Here is an 18,447-nt window from a genome sequence, read left to right as displayed (position 1 = left end):
CGCCATGGCGCCAAACTGAGATAATCTGACATTCGATTTTCTCAGAAGGCATCTGCCTCCAGCATGGCCCGAACCCCAGCCGAACCGCCAGCCAGCCAGCCCGACGCGCGCGCCGCGTGGCTGCGCGACCAACTTCAGCAGGCGAACTACGCCTACTACGTGCTCGACCAGCCCGATCTGCCGGACGCCGAATACGACCGGCTGTTCGCCGAGCTGCAGCAGCTCGAGGCCGATCATCCCGAATTCGTGACGCCCGATTCGCCGACGCAGCGCGTCGGCGGCGAGGTGGCGAGCGGCTTCACGCCGGTGGTTCACGATGCGCCGATGCTGTCGCTGAACAACGGCTTCGCGGACGACGACATCGTCGCGTTCGACAAGCGCGTCGCCGATGCGCTCGGCAAGGCCGTCGATCTGGCCGGCTCGGTGACGGATCCGGTCGAATACGCGTGCGAGCTGAAGTTCGACGGGCTCGCGATCTCGCTGCGCTACGAGCGCGGCGTGTTCGTGCAGGCGTCGACGCGCGGCGACGGCACGACCGGCGAGGACGTGACCGAGAATGTCCGCACCATCCGTTCGATTCCGCTGAAGCTGAAGGGCGCCGACGTGCCGGCCGTGCTCGACGTGCGCGGCGAGGTGCTGATGTTCAAGCGCGATTTCGCACGCCTGAACGAACGCCAGCGCGCGGCCGAGCAGCGCGAATTCGCGAATCCGCGCAATGCGGCGGCCGGCAGCCTGCGCCAGCTCGATCCGAAGATCACCGCGCAGCGGCCGCTGTCGTTCTTCGCGTACGGGATCGGCGTGCTCGACGGCATGCCGATGCCCGACACGCACAGCGGGCTGCTCGACTGGTACGAGACGCTCGGCCTGCCGGTGAACCGCGAGCGCGCGGTCGTGTACGGCGCGGACGGGCTGCTCGGCTTCTTCCGCAAGGTCGGCGAGAAGCGCGACGGGCTGCCGTACGATATCGACGGCGTCGTCTACAAGGTGAACCGGCGCGACGAGCAGGATCGTCTCGGCTTCGTGTCGCGCGCGCCGCGTTTCGCGCTCGCGCACAAATTCCCCGCGCAGGAAGCGCTGACCAGGCTCGTCGCGATCGACGTGCAGGTCGGCCGCACCGGCGCGATCACGCCGGTTGCGCGGCTCGAGCCGGTGTTCGTCGGCGGCGCGACCGTGACCAACGCGACGCTGCACAACGAGGACGAAGTCCGCCGCAAGGACATCCGCATCGGCGACACGGTGATCGTGCGGCGCGCGGGCGACGTGATTCCGGAGGTGGTGGGCGCGGTGCTCGACCGGCGTCCGGCCGACGCGGCCGAATTCGTGATGCCGACCGAGTGTCCGGTGTGCGGCTCGAAGATCGAACGCCTGCCCGACGAGGCGATCGCGCGTTGCACCGGCGGGCTGTTCTGCCCGGCGCAGCGCAAGCAGGCGCTGTGGCACTTCGCGCAGCGCCGCGCGCTCGACATCGACGGGCTCGGCGAAAAGATCATCGACCAGCTCGTCGAGCTGAATCTCGTGCGCACGCCGGCCGACCTGTTCAACCTCGGCTTCGCGACGCTCGCCGAGCTCGACCGCTTCGCCGAGAAGTCCGCGCAGAACCTGCTCGATTCGCTCGAGAAGGCGAAGCACACGACGCTCGCGCGCTTCATCTACGGGCTCGGCATCCGCCATGTCGGCGAGTCGACCGCGAAGGACCTCGCGAAGCACTTCGGCTCGCTGGATCCGATCATGAACGCGTCGATCGACGAGCTGCTCGAAGTCAACGACGTCGGGCCGATCGTCGCGGAGTCGCTGCACCAGTTCTTCGCGGAAGCGCACAACCGGACCGTGATCGAGCAGCTGCGCGCGCCGGGCAAGGTCACGTGGCCGGAAGGGCCGCCTGCGCCGAAGGCGCCGCAGGGCGTGCTGGCCGGCAAGACGGTCGTACTGACCGGCACGCTGCCGAACCTGACGCGCGATGCGGCGAAGGAGATGCTGGAGGCGGCGGGCGCGAAGGTGGCGGGCTCGGTGTCGAAGAAGACGGATTACGTGGTCGCGGGTGCCGAGGCCGGCAGCAAGCTGGCGAAGGCGGAGGAACTCGGTATTCCCGTGCTGGACGAAGAAGGGCTGCACCAACTCCTGGAGGGTCATGCGCGATGATTCGCGAAATCCTGAAGATGGGCGATCCGCGCCTGCTCGAAGTCGCCAAGCCGGTCGAGCGGTTCGACACGCCCGAGCTGCACGAGATCGTCGCGGACATGTTCGAGACGATGCATCACGCGAACGGCGCCGGGCTGGCCGCGCCGCAGATCGGCGTCGGGCTGCAGATCATCATCTTCGGCTTCGGCAGCAACAACCGTTATCCGGACGCGCCGCCGGTGCCGGAGACCGTGCTGATCAACCCGAAGCTCGAATACATGCCGCCGGACATGGAAGAGGGCTGGGAAGGCTGCCTGTCGGTGCCGGGTATGCGCGGTGTGGTCAGCCGCTACGCGAAGGTGCGCTATAGCGGCTTCGACCAGTTCGGCGCGAAGCTCGACCGCGTCGCCGAAGGTTTTCACGCGCGGGTCGTGCAGCATGAATACGATCATCTGATCGGCAAGCTGTATCCGATGCGGATCACCGACTTCACGCGCTTCGGCTTCACCGAGGTGCTGTTCCCGGGGCTCGATCCGGCCGCCGACGACTGAGCAGAAAAAAGCCCGCTTGCGCGGGCTTCGTCAAGGGCGTCGGCGCGGCGACGCGCCGGCGGCCGTCAGAACGACTCGTCGGCCGACAGGTAGCGCCACTGGCCCTGCGGCAGCGCGCCGAGCATCACGCGGCCCATGCGTACGCGCTTCAGGCCGACCACCTCGAGGCCGACCAGTTCGCACATGCGGCGGATCTGGCGCTTGCGGCCTTCGCGCAGCACGAAGCGCAACTGCTCGCCGTTCTGCCAGCTCACCATCGCGGGCTTCAGCGCGACGCCGTCGAGTTCGAGGCCGTGACGCAGTTTCGCGAGCGATTCGGCGGGGAAATGCTGGTCGATGTCGGTCAGGCGCTCGCCGAATTTCACGCGCACCAGGTATTCCTTGTCGACGTCCGACTGTTCGCCGATCAGCTGCTTCGCGATCCGGCCGTTCTGCGTGAGCACGAGCAGGCCCGTCGAGTCGATGTCGAGCCGACCGGCCGGCGCGAGCGTGCGCAGATGCTGCGGCGAGAAGCGCAGCGGCGAACGATCGCCGCTCCAGTGGTTGTCGCGCGTGATCAGCACGGCGGCCGGCTCGTAGCCGTCCTCGGCCTGGCCCGACACGTAGCCGACCGGCTTGTGCAGCAGGATCGTCACTTGAGCGGCCTGGGCGGCCTGCGCGCGTTCGTCGATTTCGATGCGCTGGTCGGCGCGCACCTTGGTGCCGAGCGTGTCGATGCGTTCGCCGTCGACGAGTACCCAGCCCTTTTCGATCCATTCGTCGGCTTCGCGGCGCGAGCACAGGCCGAGCTCGGACATGCGCTTCGACAGGCGCATCAGGCCGGTTTCGTCGCCATGGTCGACGTCGGCTGTGCGGCGCTTGACCGGTTGCGCGGTCTTGATGCCGGCACCGGGGCGGCGCTCGGCGCCGTCGCGTGCCGGGCGTGCGGGGCGCTCGCCGAAGCTGCGCTTCGTGCCTTCGCCGCCTGCCGTGTCGCGATAGGCCGGCCGCTTGCCGCCTTCCGTGCCGGCGCTGGCATGACGCGGGCGGGCCTCGTCATCGCTGCGACGCGCCGGACGATCGGACGGCGTGCGACGCTCGCCGAAGCTGCGCTTGGTGCCTTCGCTGCCTGCCGTGTCGCGGTAGGACGGGCGCTTGCCGCCTTCCGTGCCGGCGCTGGCGCGGCGCGGGCGGTCCTCGTCACCGCTGCGACGCGCCGGACGATCGGACGGCGTGTGACGCTCGCCGAAGCTGCGCTTGGTGCCTTCACCGCCGGCCGTGTCGCGGTAGGACGGGCGCTTGCCGCCTTCGCTGCCTGCCGAGTCGCGGTAGGGCGCGCGCTTGCCGCCTTCTGCGCCGGCACTGGCGCGACGCGGCCGTGCGTCGTCGTCGCTGCGACGCGCCGGACGATCGGACGGCGTGCGGCGCTCGCCGAAGCTGCGCTTCGCACCTTCACCGCCTGCCGTGTCGCGATAGGAGGGGCGCTTGCCGCCTTCCGCGCCGGCGCGATGCGGCCGGGCATCGTCATCGCTGCGACGCGCCGGACGATCGGACGACGTGCGGCGCTCGCCGAAACTGCGCTTCGCGCCTTCGCCGCCTGCCGTATCGCGATAGGCCGGACGCTTCGCGCCTTCCGCATCGGGCTTGCCACGGCCGAACGTGCGCTCGCCCGCAGGCTTCGCGTCCGCACCGCGGTACGAACGGGCTTCGCCGCGCGGTGCCGGCTTGCCGTCGGCGCTGCGCGACGGCCGGCCTTCGCCGGCACGTCCCGCGCCGCCGTCACGCGGTGCGCGCTTCGCCGTGGCCCGATCCGCGCCCGGGCGCGTTTCGCTCGCGGTGCCGCGCGGCTTGGACGCGCGCTCGCCGGCCGCCTTCGGGGCGGCCGCCGGCTTCGGACGGGCCGGCTTGTCTGCCGCGGCGGGCGCAGCGGGGCGCACCGGCTTGCGGGCGACGAGGCTGCCGGAGCGGACAGGTGCGCGGGTCGGCGACGCCGGCCGCGGATTCTTGACGGTCAATTTGGTGCGCATAAACGCTGGGATTCATTCAGACTGCGATCGCGCGCAGCAATTCGGTTTCGAGCTGGATCTGCAGGCGGTTGTCGGACAGGCCGGCACCGTCGAGCAGGAAGACGTCCTCGACGCGTTCGCCGAGCGTATTGATCCGCGCCGCATGGACGCCGACCCGGTGCTCGGCCAGCACGCGCGCGATCGAATAGAGAAGGCCCGGCCGGTCGTTGGCGGACACGGACAGGATGTAGTACTGGCCTCGCTCGTCGGCCCGCAGGTCGACGCGCGGCGTGATCGGAAACGTCCGCGACAGTCGCGACAGGCGCCCCTTGGACGGTTCCGGAAGCGGCGCGGCCTCGGCCAGGCGCGCCGTGAGCTGCTGCTCGACGAGGTTCGCGATATCGCGGTAGCGCACGTCCTGCTCGGTGCGCGTGACGATGAAGTTGTCGAGCGCATAGCCGTGCCGCGTCGTGCTGACGCGCGCATCGAGCACCGACAGCCCGTTGCGGTCGAAATACGCGCAGATGCCCGCGAACAGGTCGGGGCGGTCCTTCACGTAGACGAGCACCTGCAGCGCATCGCCGACCGGCGACGGCCGCGCGCGCACGATCGCGGTGTCGGCGTTCACGTGCCGGTACAGCACGCGGGTCTGCCACGCGATGTCGGCCGCGTCGTGGCGCAGGAAGAAGCCGATGTCGAGCTGGTCCCACAGCGCGCGGTGCGCGTCGTCGGGCACGGTCTCGAGGCGCAGCAGCGCGAGCGCCTGTTCCTGCCGCGACTTCAGTTCCGAATGCGCATCGGGGTTCGCGCCGCCGAGCACCGCCAGCGTGACGCGATACAGATCCTCGAGCAGCTTGCCCTTCCATGCGTTCCACACCTTCGGGCTGGTGCCGCGGATGTCGGCGACGGTCAGCAGGTAGAGCGCGGTGAGCCGGCGTTCGTTGCCGACGAGTTCGGCGAAGCGCTTGATGACTTCCGGATCGCTCGTGTCCTGCTTCTGCGCGACCTGGCTCATCGTCAGGTGATGCTGGACCAGCCAGACGATCAGCGCCGCGTCGTCGCCGGTGATGCCGTGTTCGCGGCAGAAGCGCCGCGCATCGGCCATGCCGAGCGTCGAGTGGTCGCCGCCGCGGCCCTTCGCGATGTCGTGGAACAGCGCCGCGACGTACAGCACCCACGGGCGCTCGAAGTTGCCGATCAACTGGCTGCAGAACGGGTATTCGTGCGCATGCTCGGCGACCGCGAAGCGGCGGATGTTGCGCAACACCATCAGGATGTGCTGGTCGACCGTGTACACGTGATACAGGTCGTGCTGCATCTGGCCGACGATGCGGCGGAAATTCAGCAGGTAGCGGCCCAGCACGCTCGTCTGGTTCATCAGCCGGAACGCATGCGTGATGCCTTCGGGCTGCTGCAGGATCTGCATGAACGTCTGGCGGTTCTGCGGATCGCGCCGCCACACGTTGTTCATGATCTCGCGCGAGTTGTACAGCGCGCGCAGCGTGCGCGCGGACAGCCCCTTCACGCCGCGGGTCGTCTCGTACAGCAGGAACGCTTCGAGGATCGCATCGGGGTGGCGCTCGAACACGCCGTCGTCGACGATTTCCAGCATCCCCTGCTTTTCGACGAAGCGATCGGGCGACAGCACGCGCGTGATGCCGCTGGTCGCCGGGAACAGCTGCGCCTCGATGTTCTGGATCAGGATCGTCGCGAGCTGCGTGACGGCCTTCGCCGCCCAGTAGTAGCGGCGCATCAACTGCTCGCTCGCGCGCTTGGCCGGCGTCGGCGCGTAGCCGAAGCTCTCGGCCGCCTGCGTCTGCAGGTCGAACACGAGCATGTCCTGGCGGCGACCCGCAATCACGTGCAGCCGCGCACGCAGCGTTTTCAGGAAGCCTTCGTTGCGGCGCAGCTCGCGCGCCTCGCGATCGGTGATCAGCCCGCGCGTGTCGAGTTCGCGCCAACTGCTGCCGAAGCCGGCCGCGCGCGCGATCCACAGGATCGTCTGCAGGTCGCGCAGCCCGCCCGGGCTTTCCTTCACGTTCGGCTCGAGGCTGTACGGCGTGTCCTGGAACTTCGCGTGGCGCTGGCGCATCTCGAGCACCTTCGCGGTGAAGAACGCGCGCGCGTCGAGCGCCTCGTGGTAGCGCACCGTGAAGCGCTCGAACAGCGCGGTGCTGCCGACGATGCGGCGCGCTTCCAGCAGCGAGGTCTGCACGGTGACGTCCTGCGACGCCTCCTCGATGCACTGCGCGACCGTGCGCACGCTGCTGCCGATTTCGAGGCCGAGATCCCACGCCATCCCGATGAAGCGCTCGATGCGCGCGTCGAGCGCTTCATCGTGCGGGTCGGGCAGCAGCACCAGGATGTCGACGTCGGAATAGGGCGCGAGCTCGCCGCGCCCATAGCCGCCGACGGCGACCAGCGCGAGCGTCGCGGGCAGCCCGCAGTCGTCCCACACGCGCCGCAGCGCGTCGTCGGTGAGCTTCGACAGCGCGTGCATCAGCGGCGCGACCTGGGTCGCGCCGCGGAAGCGTTCGAGCAGGTCGGCCTTCGCGGCCTTGAATTCGGCGCGCCGCGACAGCGCTTCGGTCGAGGGGGCGGCGTGAGCGCTCATGGGCGGGCGATCGGAGGCGGGCGGGGCGGGTGGAAGCGGCCGCGTCAGACGGCTGCGGCGGGTTGCGCGAACACCGGGCGCGCCGGCGTGCCGGCCGACACGGTCAGCACCTCGTAGCCGGTCTCGGTGACGAGCACCGTGTGCTCCCACTGCGCGGACAGGCTGCGGTCGCGCGTCTTGACCGTCCACTGGTCGGGCATCGTGCGGATGTCGCGCTTGCCGGCGTTGATCATCGGCTCGATCGTGAAGATCATGCCGGGCTTCAGTTCGACGCCGGTGCCCGGCCGGCCGTAGTGGACGACCTGCGGATCCTCGTGGAACACCGTGCCGATGCCGTGGCCGCAGTATTCGCGCACGACGCTGTAGCCCTGCGCTTCCGCATGCTTCTGGATCGCATGGCCGATGTCGCCGAGATGCGCGCCCGGCTTGACCTGGTCGATACCGAGCCACATGCACTCGTAGGTGGTCTGCACGAGGCGCTTCGCGAGGATCGACCCTTCGCCGACGATGAACATCCGGCTCGTGTCGCCGAAATAGCCGTTCTTGATCACGGTGATGTCGATGTTCAGCGCGTCGCCGTTCTTGAGCACCTTCTCGCCGGGGATGCCGTGACAAATCACGTCGTTGACCGAGATGCAGGTGGCCTTCGGGTACGGCGGATAGCCGGGCGGCTGGTAGTTCAGCGGCGCGGGGATCGTGCCCTGTTCGTTGAGCATGTACTCGTGGCAGAGGCGGTCGAGTTCGGCCGTCGTGATGCCGGCGGCGACATGCGGCGTGATGAAGTCGAGCACTTCGCTCGCGAGACGGCATGCGACGCGCATCTCGGCGATATCGTGTTCGTTTTTGAGCGTAATAGCCATCGAGGTGTGCCTGGAATGCGGTGAATTGACGGATTATCGCACCTTATGGCGGGCGTCGCAGCCCCTTGCGGCCGCGCGGATGCGGGTTTTCGCCGATTGTCGGGCCTGCCGGCCCACGGCAGGCGAAAGTGGCGGGCGACTTGAGGGGCGACAAATGGGCGTGCTATACTCTCTGGCTAAGTCGATATCCAAATGCCTTCGTGCCCGATGCGGGCGGCGGCATGTGGTGAAAGGCTTGCGGCACGGGCATTTCGCGCGTGCCGAATCGCAAGCCGGCGCAACCAGGGTGCCGGCCGCGCGAAACGAGGGCCTTTCGGGGCGCGTTCGCGCGGCGGTACGGCGACCGGCTTAAGACCCAACCCTCGTGGAGAATTTACATGGCAGTCACGATGCGCCAAATGCTGGAAGCGGGTGTCCACTTCGGTCACCAGACGCGCTTCTGGAACCCGAAGATGGCTCCGTTCATTTTCGGTCATCGCAACAAGATTCACATCATCAACCTCGAAAAGACGCTGCCGATGTACAACGACGCACTGAAGTACGTGCGTCAGCTGGCAGCGAACCGCGGCACGATCCTGTTCGTCGGCACGAAGCGCCAGTCGCGCGACACGATCGCGCAGGAAGCGCAGCGCGCAGGCATGCCGTACGTGAACGCACGCTGGCTCGGCGGCATGCTGACCAACTTCAAGACGCTGAAGGTTTCGATCAAGCGCCTGAAGGACATGGAAGCCGCAGTCGAGGCGGGCGAGCTCGAGAAGATGAGCAAGAAGGAAGCGCTGCTGTTCGAGCGTGAAATCGCCAAGCTGCAGAAGTCGATCGGCGGCGTGAAGGACATGGGCGGCATTCCGGACGCGATCTTCGTGGTCGACGTCGGCTACCACAAGATTGCGATCGCCGAAGCGACCAAGCTGGGCGTGCCGGTCATCGCCGTGGTCGATACCAACCACTCGCCGGAAGGCGTGGACTACGTGATCCCGGGTAACGACGACTCGAGCAAGGCTGTCGCGCTGTACGCGGAAGGCGTGGCCGACGCGATCCTCGAAGGCCGTGCGAACGCGGTCAACGAAGTGGTCCAGGCAGTGCGCGGCGACGACGAGTACGTCGAGGAAAACGCGTAATCGGCCCCGAGCCGGCGCAAAAAGGGGGCTCTCAACAGGCCCCCTTTTTTTAAGCTTTGCGCCGGACCCGATTGCGCCGAATCGGCGCGGGTCCGGAACCGAATCTCGGCCGTTCGCGTCCAAGCGGGCGGCGTTGTGAATACAGACTCAAGGAGCGAATGATGGCGGCAATTACCGCAAGCATGGTGGCAGAACTGCGCGCAAAGACCGACGCACCGATGATGGAGTGCAAGAAGGCGCTGACGGAAGCCGACGGCGATCTGGCCAAGGCTGAAGAGCTGCTGCGCGTCAAGCTCGGCAACAAGGCAAGCAAGGCGGCATCGCGCGTGACGGCCGAAGGCGTCGTCGCATCGTTCGTCGGCGGCAATGCCGGCGCGCTCGTCGAACTGAACTGCGAAACCGACTTCGTCGCGAAGAACGACGACTTCCTCGCCTTCTCGAAGACGGTCGCCGAACTCGTCGCGACGCAGAACCCGGCCGACGTGGCTGCGCTGTCGGCGCTGCCGCTCGACGGCAAGACGGTCGACGAAGTGCGCCTCGCGCTGGTCGGCAAGATCGGCGAGAACATCTCGATCCGCCGTTTCGTCCGCTTCGAGACCGCGAACAAGATCGCGACCTACCTGCACGGCGCGCGCATCGGCGTGATCGTCGAGTACACGGGCGCGGACGAGCAGGTCGGCAAGGATGTCGCGATGCACATCGCGGCGATGAAGCCGGTCGCGCTGTCGGCTGCCGACGTGCCGGCCGAGCTGATCGACACGGAACGCCGCGTGGCCGAGCAGAAGGCTGCGGAATCGGGCAAGCCGGCCGAGATCGTCGCGAAGATGGTCGACGGCAGCGTCCAGAAGTACCTGAAGGAAGTGTCGCTGCTGAACCAGACGTTCGTGAAGAACGACAAACAGACGATCGAGCAGATGCTGAAGGCGGCCAATGCGGCAGTGCAGAAGTTCGCGCTGTTCGTCGTCGGCGAAGGCATCGAGAAGCGCCAGGACGACTTCGCCGCCGAAGTGGCCGCGCAAGTCGCAGCAGCAAAGCAGCAGTAAGCAGTCAGGCAGTATCCGCGGCGGGCGTCCGCTCCGCCGCGGCCGGCGGTGCCGCCGGCCGGCCGGGAAACCCGGTCCGACCGGCGGCGCTTGCCCGAATCAGTATTTCGCCCCTACAGTTCGTGGTTGTCATCCTCTCGTCGCTCGGAAGCCCCTATGTCCAATGCCTATAAACGCGTCCTCCTCAAACTCTCCGGCGAAGCGCTGATGGGCGACGATGCCTTCGGCATCAATCGCGCGACGATCGAACGGATGGTGGCCGATATCGCCGAAGTCGTGCGTCTGGGCACGCAGCTGGCGGTCGTGATCGGCGGCGGTAACATTTTCCGCGGCGTCGCGGGCGGTGCGGCCGGCATGGACCGCGCGACGGCCGACTACATGGGGATGCTGGCGACGATGATGAACGCGCTGGCGCTGCAGGACGCGATGCGCCACGCCGGCATCGAGGCGCGCGTGCAGTCCGCGCTGCGCATGGACCAGGTCGTCGAGCCGTACATCCGGCCCCGCGCGATCCGCCAGCTCGAGGAAGGCCGCGTCGTGATCTTCGCGGCCGGCACCGGCAACCCGTTCTTCACGACCGACACGGCCGCGGCGCTGCGCGGTTCGGAAGTGGGCGCCGAGGTCGTGCTGAAGGCGACCAAGGTCGATGGCGTATATTCTGCCGATCCGAAGAAGGATCCGTCGGCCACGCGCTACACGACGATCAGCTTCGACGAGGCGATCAGCCGCAACCTGCAGGTGATGGACGCGACCGCGTTCGCGCTGTGCCGCGACCAGAAGCTGCCGATTCGCGTGTTTTCGATCAACAAGCCGGGCGCGCTCAAGCGCATCGTGCTGGGTGAGGACGAGGGGACGCTCGTCCACGTGTAAACTCCCGCGGATGCGGGTAGCCGGCGCGGGCATCCGGCCGCGGCGCGCGCAGCGCCGGGCGGTCCGCGTTATTTGAAGGTTTGAAGGTTCGGAGGTTGAAATGAGTGTCGCTGATGTCAAGAAGGGCGTCGAGCAGAAGATGCAGCGCTCGATCGAAGCGTTCAAGAACGATCTGGCGAAGATCCGCACGGGCCGTGCACACACCGGCCTGCTCGATCACGTGCAGGTCGACTACTACGGCTCGATGGTGCCGATTTCGCAGGTTGCGAACCTGACGCTCGTCGACGCGCGCACGATCGGCGTGCAGCCGTGGGAAAAGAACATGGTCGCGAAGGTCGAGAAGGCGATTCGCGAAGCCGACCTGGGCCTGAACCCGGCGACGGCCGGCGACCTGATCCGCGTGCCGATGCCGGCGCTGACGGAAGAGCGCCGCCGCGAACTGACCAAGGTCGTGAAGGGCGAAGGCGAGACCGCGAAGGTTGCGATCCGCAACCTGCGCCGCGACGCGAACGAAGCGCTGAAGAAGCTCGTGAAGGACAAGGAAATCTCCGAAGACGACGAGCGCCGCGCGGGCGACGACGTGCAGAAGCTGACCGACAAGCACGTGGCCGAGATCGACAAGCTCGTGCAGACCAAGGAAGCCGAGATCATGACGGTCTGACGACTGTCTTCGCGCGCCGCCTTCTTCCCGCATTCCTGTCTCAACGGCCATGACCTATACCAGCTCTACCGTTCGCGTGCCTGACGTCGGCGTCGTGCCGCGTCATATCGCGATCATCATGGACGGCAACGGCCGTTGGGCGACTGAACGCCGCTTGCCGCGCGTCGCGGGGCATACCCGCGGCGTCGACGCTTTGCGGGCAGTGGTCGAAGGCTGCGCGCGCGCCGGCGTCGAATACCTGACGCTGTTCGCGTTCAGCTCGGAAAACTGGCGCCGGCCGAACGACGAAGTGTCGTTCCTGATGCGCCTGTTCATCACCGCGCTCGAGCGCGAGGTCGGCAAGCTGCATGCGAACGGCATCCGCCTGCGTGTGGTCGGCGATCTCGAGCGCTTCGAGCCGCGCATCCGCGAGCTGATCCGCCGCGCCGAGACCAAGACGGCGCGCAATACCCGTCTTACGCTGACCATCGCCGCGAACTACGGCGGCCGGTGGGACATCCTGCAGGCGACCAGGAAGCTCGTCGAGCAGGCCGTGCGCGAGGGCCGCGAGGTCGAGGTGACCGAAGACGCCTTTGCGCCGCACCTGGCGATGGCCTATGCGCCGGAGCCCGACCTGTTCATCCGCACCGGCGGCGAGCAGCGCGTCAGCAACTTCCTGCTGTGGCAGCTCGCCTACGCCGAATTCTATTTCACCGACAAATACTGGCCGGACTTCGACGGCGCGGCGCTGGCCGACGCGCTGGCGTCGTATACCGAGCGCGAGCGCCGTTTCGGGCGCACGAGCGCACAGCTCGAACCGCAGTCGCAGAACGCCGACTCCCTTTCATGCTGAAAACCCGTGTGATCACGGCGATCGTGATGCTGGCCGTGCTGCTGCCGGTGACGCTGTTCGCGCCGCTGGCCGCGTTCGGCGCGCTGATCGGCGTCGTGCTCGTGTTCGCCGCGTGGGAATGGGCGCGCCTGCTGAAGCTCGGCGGCGCCGGCCCGATCGTCTATGCCGGGGTCGCGGCGCTGGCGCTCGCGGCCACCGCGCCGCTCGGCGTCGATACCGCAGCGTCCCGTCCCCTTTTTGCCGCGGCCGGCGTGTTCTGGCTGGCGGTCGGGCCGTTTGCGCTGCGTCGCAAGCCCGAGCTCGCCGGCGGCGTATGGCGCCCGTTCCTGCTTGCGGCCGGCCTGGTGATTTTCGCGGCCTGCTGGCATGCGCTGGTGGCCGCGCGCGCGCAGGGCGTGCCGTTCGTGCTGTCGCTGCTGCTGGTCGTCTGGCTGGCCGATATCGGCGCATATTTCGCGGGCAAGGCCTTCGGAAAGCGTAAACTGGCCATCACGATCAGTCCCGGCAAGAGCTGGGAAGGGGCGGTGGGCGGCTGGCTCGCGGTGATGATCGTCGCCGGCGTCGCGATGGTCGCGCACCTGTTCGAGCCGACCCTGTTTTCCGCATTCGCCGCGCGCTACGGGATGCCCGGCGCGCTGGCTGCGCTGACGCTGCTCGTCGCGTACAGCGTGATCGGCGACCTGTTCGAGTCGCTGCTCAAGCGTCAGGCGGGCGTGAAGGACTCGAGCGGACTGCTGCCGGGCCATGGCGGCGTGCTCGACCGCGTCGACGCGCTGCTGCCGGTGCTGCCGCTCGCGATGCTGCTGCTTGGTTAAACCACTATTTCTGTTATGCAAAAACGTCTGACATTGCTCGGTTCCACGGGCTCGATCGGAGACAGCACGCTCGACGTGGTCGCGCGCCACCCCGAGCGCTTCTCGGTCTACGCGCTGACCGCGCACCGCAACGGCGACAAGCTGGTCGAACAGTGCCTGCGCTTCTCGCCCGAAGTCGCGGTGGTCGGCGATGCGCAGACGGCTGCCCATGTCGAAGCGCGGCTGCGCGCGGCGGGCAGCAGGACGGCGGTGCTGTACGGGCCGCAGGCACTCGTCGACGTGTCGAAGAGCGACGGCTGCGACACGGTCGTCGCGGCGATCGTCGGCGCCGCGGGCCTCGCGCCGAGCCTCGCGGCCGCGCGGGCGGGCAAGCGCATCCTGCTCGCGAACAAGGAATCGCTCGTGATGTCGGGCGCGATCTTCATGGACGCGGTGCGCGACCATGGCGCGATCCTGCTGCCGGTCGACAGCGAGCACAACGCGATTTTCCAGTGCATGCCGCGCGACGCGGCCGAGCACGGCGGGATCGCGAAGATCATCCTGACCGCGTCGGGCGGCCCGTTCCGCACGCGCGAACCCGCGACGCTCGTCGACGTGACGCCGGACGAGGCCTGCAAGCACCCGAACTGGGTGATGGGCCGCAAGATCTCGGTCGATTCCGCGACGATGATGAACAAGGGTCTCGAGGTGATCGAGGCGCACTGGATCTTCGGGCTGCCGGGCGACCGGATCGACGTGCTGATCCATCCGCAGAGCGTGATCCACTCGCTGGTGTCGTATCGCGACGGTTCGGTGCTCGCGCAGCTCGGCAACCCCGACATGCGCACGCCGATCGCACACGCGCTCGCGTTCCCGGATCGCGTCGACGCGGGCGTCGATCAGCTCGACCTCGCGCAGATCGCGCAACTGTCGTTCGAAAAGCCCGACTACGCGCGCTTCCCGTGCCTCGCGCTCGCGCTGAAGGCGCTTGAAGAGGGCGGCATCGCGAGCGCCGCGTTGAACGCGGCGAACGAAGTCGCGGTCGAAGCGTTTCTCGAGCGCCGGATCGGCTTCATGACGATCGCGGCGACGGTCGACGCGGTGCTCGACGCGCTGCCGAACCGTTCGCCGAACGGCCTCGACGACGTTCTTGCGGCGGATGCCGAGGCGCGCCGCCTCGCCGCCGCGTTCATTGCGAAAGCGCCTGCGCCACGCGTGGAGCGTACTGTCTGAATGGGGTGCTCATGAACGTGCTGGTCGAACTGGTCGCGTTTGCAGTGGCGATCGGGGTGCTGGTCGTCGTGCATGAGTATGGACACTATCGCGTCGCGCGCTGGTGCGGCGTGAAGGTGCTGCGCTTCTCGATCGGTTTCGGCCAGCCCGTCGCCCGCTGGGTGAGCCGCCGGACCGGCACCGAATGGACGCTGTCCGCGCTGCCGCTCGGCGGCTACGTGAAGATGCTCGACGAGCGCGAGCCGGGGCCGGGCGTGAAGCCCGAGGAGCTCGACCAAGCGTTCAACCGGCAGTCGGTCGGCAAGCGCATCGCGATCGTCGCGGCCGGGCCGATTGCCAACTTCCTGTTGGCAATCGTGCTGTTTTCCGCCGTTTTCGCGACCGGCGTGACCGAGCCGGCCGCGATTCTTGCGCCGCCGGCCGCCGGCACGGCGGCCGCGCGCGCGGGCTTCGACGGCAACGAGACGATCGTGTCGCTGCGCAACGCGCAGGGCGGCGAGGCCGAGCCCGTGCGCTCGTGGTCGGACCTGCGCTGGAAGCTGCTGTCGGCCGCGTTCGACCATCGCGAGGTGGTGCTTGGCGCGCGCGACGGCGACACCACGTTCGATTTCCGCGTCGACCTGCGCAACGTGCCCGAAAGCGCGCTCGACGACGATTTCATGATGCATCTCGGCTTCGAGACGGGCGGCGGCACGCTGTCGGTCGCGTCGGTGCAGCCGGGCAGTGCGGCGCAGCAGGCGGGCCTGAAGCCCGGCGACAAGCTGCTCGCGCTCGACGGCGAGCGGATCGGCGGCGCGTCGCGTTTCATCGACGCGGTGAAACACGACGCGGGCAAGACGCTGCAGCTGCAGATCGAGCGCGACGGCGTCGCGCAGACGCTGACGATCGTGCCGCAGGTGCAGCGCGACGACGAGACGGGGCAGCAGATCGGCCGCATCGGCGCGGCGCTGTCGATGCACACGCCGAGCGTCGACGTGCGCTACGGGCCGCTCGAGAGCCTGAGGCTCGGCGCGCACCGCACCTGGGACATCGCCGTGTATTCGCTGCGGATGTTCGGGCGCATGATTACCGGCGACGCGTCGCTGAAGAACCTGTCCGGCCCGGTGACGATCGCCGACTACGCGGGCAAGAGCGCGCGGCTCGGCCCGTCGGCGTTCCTGTCGTTCCTCGCCCTTGTCAGCATTAGCCTCGGCGTGCTGAACTTGTTGCCGATTCCCGTTTTGGACGGGGGGCATCTGTTATATTATCTGGTTGAAGCCGCGACCGGGAAAGCTGTTTCGGAGCGCTGGCAGCTGATTCTGCAAAGAGCCGGGTTGATCTGCATCGTCGCGTTGTCGGCGATCGCATTGTTCAACGACCTGGCTCGGTTAATCCATTTCTGAAGCGTCAGGCGGCGGCCAGCGGGCAGTCGCCTGATTTGATGCAGCTAAATATTGGGGATGCATGTTGTTCAAACCTCATCGCTTTGTACCTAAGACAGTTGCAGCGGCCGCGCTCGCCGCTCACGGCCTCGCGGCGCATGCAGCGGCACCGTTCGTGGTGCAAGACATCAAGATCGAGGGGCTGCAGCGCGTCGAACCGGGTTCCGTATTCGCATACCTGCCGATCAAGCAAGGCGATACCTTCACCGACGACAAGGCATCCGAAGCAATCCGTGCGCTGTACGCGACGGGCTTTTTCAACGACGTGCGCATCGCCACCCAGGGCAACGTCGTGATCGTGCAGGTGCAGGAGCGTCCGGCCATCGCGTCGATCGACTTCACCGGCACGAAGGAATTCGACAAGGACAACCTGACCAAGGCGCTGCGCGCAGTCGGCCTCGCCGACGGCCGCTACTACGACAAGGCGCTCGTCGACAAGGCCGAGCAGGAGCTGAAGCGCCAGTACCTGACGCGCGGCTTCTACGCGGCCGAAGTCAAGACGACCGTAACGCCGGTCGACGCGAACCGCGTGTCGATCCTGTTCGCGGTCGCCGAAGGGCCGAGCGCGAAGATCCGCCAGATCAACTTCATCGGCAACAAGGCGTTCAGCACGAGCACGCTGCGCGACGAAATGCAGCTGTCGACGCCAAACTGGTTCTCCTGGTACACGAAGAACGACCTGTACTCGAAGGAAAAGCTCACGGGCGACCTCGAGGCGGTGCGCTCGTACTACCTGAACCGCGGCTACCTCGAATTCAACATCGAGTCGACCCAGGTGTCGATCTCGCCCGACAAGAAGGACATGTACCTGACGGTCACGCTGCACGAAGGCGAGCCGTACACGGTGTCGGGCATCAAGCTGTCGGGCAACCTGCTCGATCGCGAAGCCGAGCTGAACAAGCTGATCAAGATCAAGCCGGGCGACCGCTTCTCGGCCGAAAAGCTGCAGCAGACGACCAAGGCGATCGTCGACAAGCTCGGCGAATACGGCTACGCATTCGCGACCGTCAACGCGCAGCCGGACATCGACCAGGCGAACCACAAGGTGAACCTGAACCTCGTCGTCGATCCGAGCCGCCGCGTGTACGTGCGCCGCATCAACGTGATCGGCAACACGCGCACGCGCGACGAAGTGGTGCGCCGCGAAATGCGCCAGCTCGAGAGCTCGTGGTTCGATTCGAACCGCCTCGCGCTGTCGAAGGACCGCGTGAACCGCCTCGGCTACTTCACCGACGTCGACGTGACGACGGTGCCCGTCGAAGGCACCAACGACCAGGTCGACGTGAACGTCAAGGTCGCGGAAAAGCCGACCGGCGCGATCACGCTCGGTGCAGGCTTCTCGTCGACCGACAAGGTCGTGCTGTCGGCCGGCGTGTCGCAGGACAACGTGTTCGGCTCGGGCACCAGCCTCGCGGTGAACGTGAACACCGCGCGCAGCTACCGCACGCTGACCGTCACGCAGGTCGACCCGTACTTCACGGTCGACGGCATCAAGCGGATCACCGACGTCTACTACCGCACGTACCAGCCGCTCTACTATTCGACCAGCTCGAGCTTCCGGATCATCAGCGCGGGCGGCAACCTGAAGTTCGGCATCCCGTTCTCGGAAGTCGACACCGTTTACTTCGGCGCGGGCTTCGAGCAGAACCGCCTCGACGTCGACTCGAACACGCCGCAGAGCTACCAGGACTACGTGAACGAGTTCGGCCGCGTGTCGAACACGGTGCCGCTGACGGTCGCGTGGTCGCGCGATGCGCGCGACAGCGCGCTGATCCCGAGCCGCGGCTACTTCACGCAGGCGAACGTCGAGTACGGCGTGCCGGTCGGCAAGATCCAGTACTACAAGGCCGACCTGCAGGCGCAGTACTACTATTCGTTCTCGCGCGGCTTCATCCTGGGCCTGAACCTGCAGGGCGGCTACGGTAACGGCATCGGCAACCCGTACCCGATCTTCAAGAACTACTACGCGGGCGGTATCGGCTCGGTGCGTGGCTACGAGCCGAGCTCGCTGGGCCCGCGCGACACGAAGACGAACGACCCGATCGGCGGTTCGAAGATGGTGGTCGGCAACATCGAGCTGACGTTCCCGCTGCCGGGCACCGGCTACGATCGCACGCTGCGCGTGTTCACGTTCCTCGACGGCGGCAACGTGTGGGGCAATGCGCCGGGCGGCACGAGTACCGGTGCGAACGGCCTGCGCTACGGCTATGGCGTCGGTCTCGCGTGGATCTCGCCGATCGGCCCGCTGAAGCTGAGCCTCGGCTTCCCGCTGCAGAAGCACGAGGGCGACCAGTACCAGAAATTCCAGTTCCAGATCGGGACGGCGTTCTGATCGAACGCACAACAA

Annotated in this window: 14 protein-coding genes; 11 read left to right on the top strand and 3 right to left on the bottom strand. The window is 67.3% G+C overall.

What is annotated here, in order from left to right; all coding sequences use genetic code 11:
• The first annotated feature begins 63 nt into the window (after positions 1-63).
• Positions 64-2,139 (top strand): NAD-dependent DNA ligase LigA, encoded by a 2,076-nt coding sequence (gene ligA, locus BST28156_RS03370; RefSeq protein WP_060239991.1) that lies wholly within the window; start codon positions 64-66, stop codon positions 2,137-2,139.
• Positions 2,136-2,669 carry a peptide deformylase gene (def, locus tag BST28156_RS03365; RefSeq protein WP_044847933.1) on the top strand — a complete coding sequence of 178 codons (534 nt, stop codon included), beginning with the start codon at positions 2,136-2,138 and terminating at the stop codon, positions 2,667-2,669. The genes ligA and def overlap by 4 nt, the downstream gene beginning before the upstream one ends.
• Before the next feature lie 65 nt (positions 2,670-2,734).
• Here the strand turns inward: def and BST28156_RS03360 are convergent, their stop codons facing one another.
• The 3 genes from BST28156_RS03360 to map are packed head-to-tail and all read right to left on the bottom strand — an operon-like array spanning position 2,735 to position 8,128.
• The gene (locus BST28156_RS03360; RefSeq protein ID WP_174901481.1) at positions 2,735-4,675 is read right to left on the bottom strand and encodes a pseudouridine synthase; all 1,941 of its coding nucleotides are present in this window, start codon (positions 4,673-4,675) and stop codon (positions 2,735-2,737) included.
• 16 nt (positions 4,676-4,691) lie between these two features.
• On the bottom strand, positions 4,692-7,268 hold the full coding sequence (locus BST28156_RS03355; RefSeq protein ID WP_174901480.1) for a [protein-PII] uridylyltransferase: 2,577 nt from the start codon (positions 7,266-7,268) through the stop codon (positions 4,692-4,694).
• A 44-nt stretch (positions 7,269-7,312) separates the two neighbouring features.
• Positions 7,313-8,128 carry a type I methionyl aminopeptidase gene (gene map, locus BST28156_RS03350; protein ID WP_060239995.1) on the bottom strand — a complete coding sequence of 272 codons (816 nt, stop codon included), beginning with the start codon at positions 8,126-8,128 and terminating at the stop codon, positions 7,313-7,315.
• Between the two features lie 377 nt (positions 8,129-8,505).
• Here map and rpsB point away from each other — a divergent pair, with 377 nt between their 5' ends.
• From rpsB to bamA, 9 genes are all read left to right on the top strand, one after another.
• Complete coding sequence (rpsB, locus tag BST28156_RS03345; RefSeq protein WP_174901479.1) at positions 8,506-9,246, top strand: 30S ribosomal protein S2; 741 nt, start codon at positions 8,506-8,508, stop codon at positions 9,244-9,246.
• A 161-nt stretch (positions 9,247-9,407) separates the two neighbouring features.
• Complete coding sequence (gene tsf / locus BST28156_RS03340) at positions 9,408-10,289, top strand: translation elongation factor Ts (RefSeq protein ID WP_060240118.1); 882 nt, start codon at positions 9,408-9,410, stop codon at positions 10,287-10,289.
• A gap of 156 nt (positions 10,290-10,445) precedes the next feature.
• Positions 10,446-11,159 (top strand): UMP kinase, encoded by a 714-nt coding sequence (pyrH, locus tag BST28156_RS03335; protein WP_006402648.1) that lies wholly within the window; start codon positions 10,446-10,448, stop codon positions 11,157-11,159.
• Between the two features lie 100 nt (positions 11,160-11,259).
• Positions 11,260-11,820 (top strand): ribosome recycling factor, encoded by a 561-nt coding sequence (gene frr / locus BST28156_RS03330; protein WP_009694978.1) that lies wholly within the window; start codon positions 11,260-11,262, stop codon positions 11,818-11,820.
• Between the two features lie 49 nt (positions 11,821-11,869).
• Positions 11,870-12,652 carry a polyprenyl diphosphate synthase gene (gene uppS / locus BST28156_RS03325; protein ID WP_174901478.1) on the top strand — a complete coding sequence of 261 codons (783 nt, stop codon included), beginning with the start codon at positions 11,870-11,872 and terminating at the stop codon, positions 12,650-12,652.
• The gene (locus tag BST28156_RS03320) at positions 12,646-13,467 is read left to right on the top strand and encodes a phosphatidate cytidylyltransferase (RefSeq protein WP_060239999.1); all 822 of its coding nucleotides are present in this window, start codon (positions 12,646-12,648) and stop codon (positions 13,465-13,467) included. Before uppS ends, BST28156_RS03320 begins: the two co-directional genes overlap by 7 nt.
• A 15-nt stretch (positions 13,468-13,482) precedes the next feature.
• On the top strand, positions 13,483-14,679 hold the full coding sequence (locus BST28156_RS03315) for a 1-deoxy-D-xylulose-5-phosphate reductoisomerase (RefSeq protein WP_174901477.1): 1,197 nt from the start codon (positions 13,483-13,485) through the stop codon (positions 14,677-14,679).
• An 11-nt stretch (positions 14,680-14,690) separates the two neighbouring features.
• The gene (rseP, locus tag BST28156_RS03310) at positions 14,691-16,061 is read left to right on the top strand and encodes an RIP metalloprotease RseP (RefSeq protein ID WP_060240004.1); all 1,371 of its coding nucleotides are present in this window, start codon (positions 14,691-14,693) and stop codon (positions 16,059-16,061) included.
• Positions 16,062-16,122: 61 nt separating this feature from the next.
• On the top strand, positions 16,123-18,432 hold the full coding sequence (gene bamA, locus BST28156_RS03305; RefSeq protein ID WP_060240006.1) for an outer membrane protein assembly factor BamA: 2,310 nt from the start codon (positions 16,123-16,125) through the stop codon (positions 18,430-18,432).
• Positions 18,433-18,447 lie beyond the last annotated feature (15 nt).

It is taken from the genome of Burkholderia pseudomultivorans, assembly GCF_902499075.1.
GTDB lineage: Bacteria > Pseudomonadota > Gammaproteobacteria > Burkholderiales > Burkholderiaceae > Burkholderia > Burkholderia pseudomultivorans.
This window is presented reverse-complemented; position numbering and strand designations above follow the sequence as displayed.

Coding starts and splice junctions, on each gene's coding strand:
- frr (WP_009694978.1), top strand. CDS start 11,260: ATGAGTGTCGCTGATGTCAAGAAGGGCGTCGAGCAGAAGATGCAGCGC.
- ligA (WP_060239991.1), top strand. CDS start 64: ATGGCCCGAACCCCAGCCGAACCGCCAGCCAGCCAGCCCGACGCGCGC.
- rseP (WP_060240004.1), top strand. CDS start 14,691: ATGAACGTGCTGGTCGAACTGGTCGCGTTTGCAGTGGCGATCGGGGTG.
- BST28156_RS03320 (WP_060239999.1), top strand. CDS start 12,646: ATGCTGAAAACCCGTGTGATCACGGCGATCGTGATGCTGGCCGTGCTG.
- def (WP_044847933.1), top strand. CDS start 2,136: ATGATTCGCGAAATCCTGAAGATGGGCGATCCGCGCCTGCTCGAAGTC.
- BST28156_RS03355 (WP_174901480.1), bottom strand. CDS start 7,268: ATGAGCGCTCACGCCGCCCCCTCGACCGAAGCGCTGTCGCGGCGCGCC.
- pyrH (WP_006402648.1), top strand. CDS start 10,446: ATGTCCAATGCCTATAAACGCGTCCTCCTCAAACTCTCCGGCGAAGCG.
- BST28156_RS03315 (WP_174901477.1), top strand. CDS start 13,483: ATGCAAAAACGTCTGACATTGCTCGGTTCCACGGGCTCGATCGGAGAC.
- BST28156_RS03360 (WP_174901481.1), bottom strand. CDS start 4,675: ATGCGCACCAAATTGACCGTCAAGAATCCGCGGCCGGCGTCGCCGACC.
- rpsB (WP_174901479.1), top strand. CDS start 8,506: ATGGCAGTCACGATGCGCCAAATGCTGGAAGCGGGTGTCCACTTCGGT.
- uppS (WP_174901478.1), top strand. CDS start 11,870: ATGACCTATACCAGCTCTACCGTTCGCGTGCCTGACGTCGGCGTCGTG.
- map (WP_060239995.1), bottom strand. CDS start 8,128: ATGGCTATTACGCTCAAAAACGAACACGATATCGCCGAGATGCGCGTC.
- bamA (WP_060240006.1), top strand. CDS start 16,123: ATGTTGTTCAAACCTCATCGCTTTGTACCTAAGACAGTTGCAGCGGCC.
- tsf (WP_060240118.1), top strand. CDS start 9,408: ATGGCGGCAATTACCGCAAGCATGGTGGCAGAACTGCGCGCAAAGACC.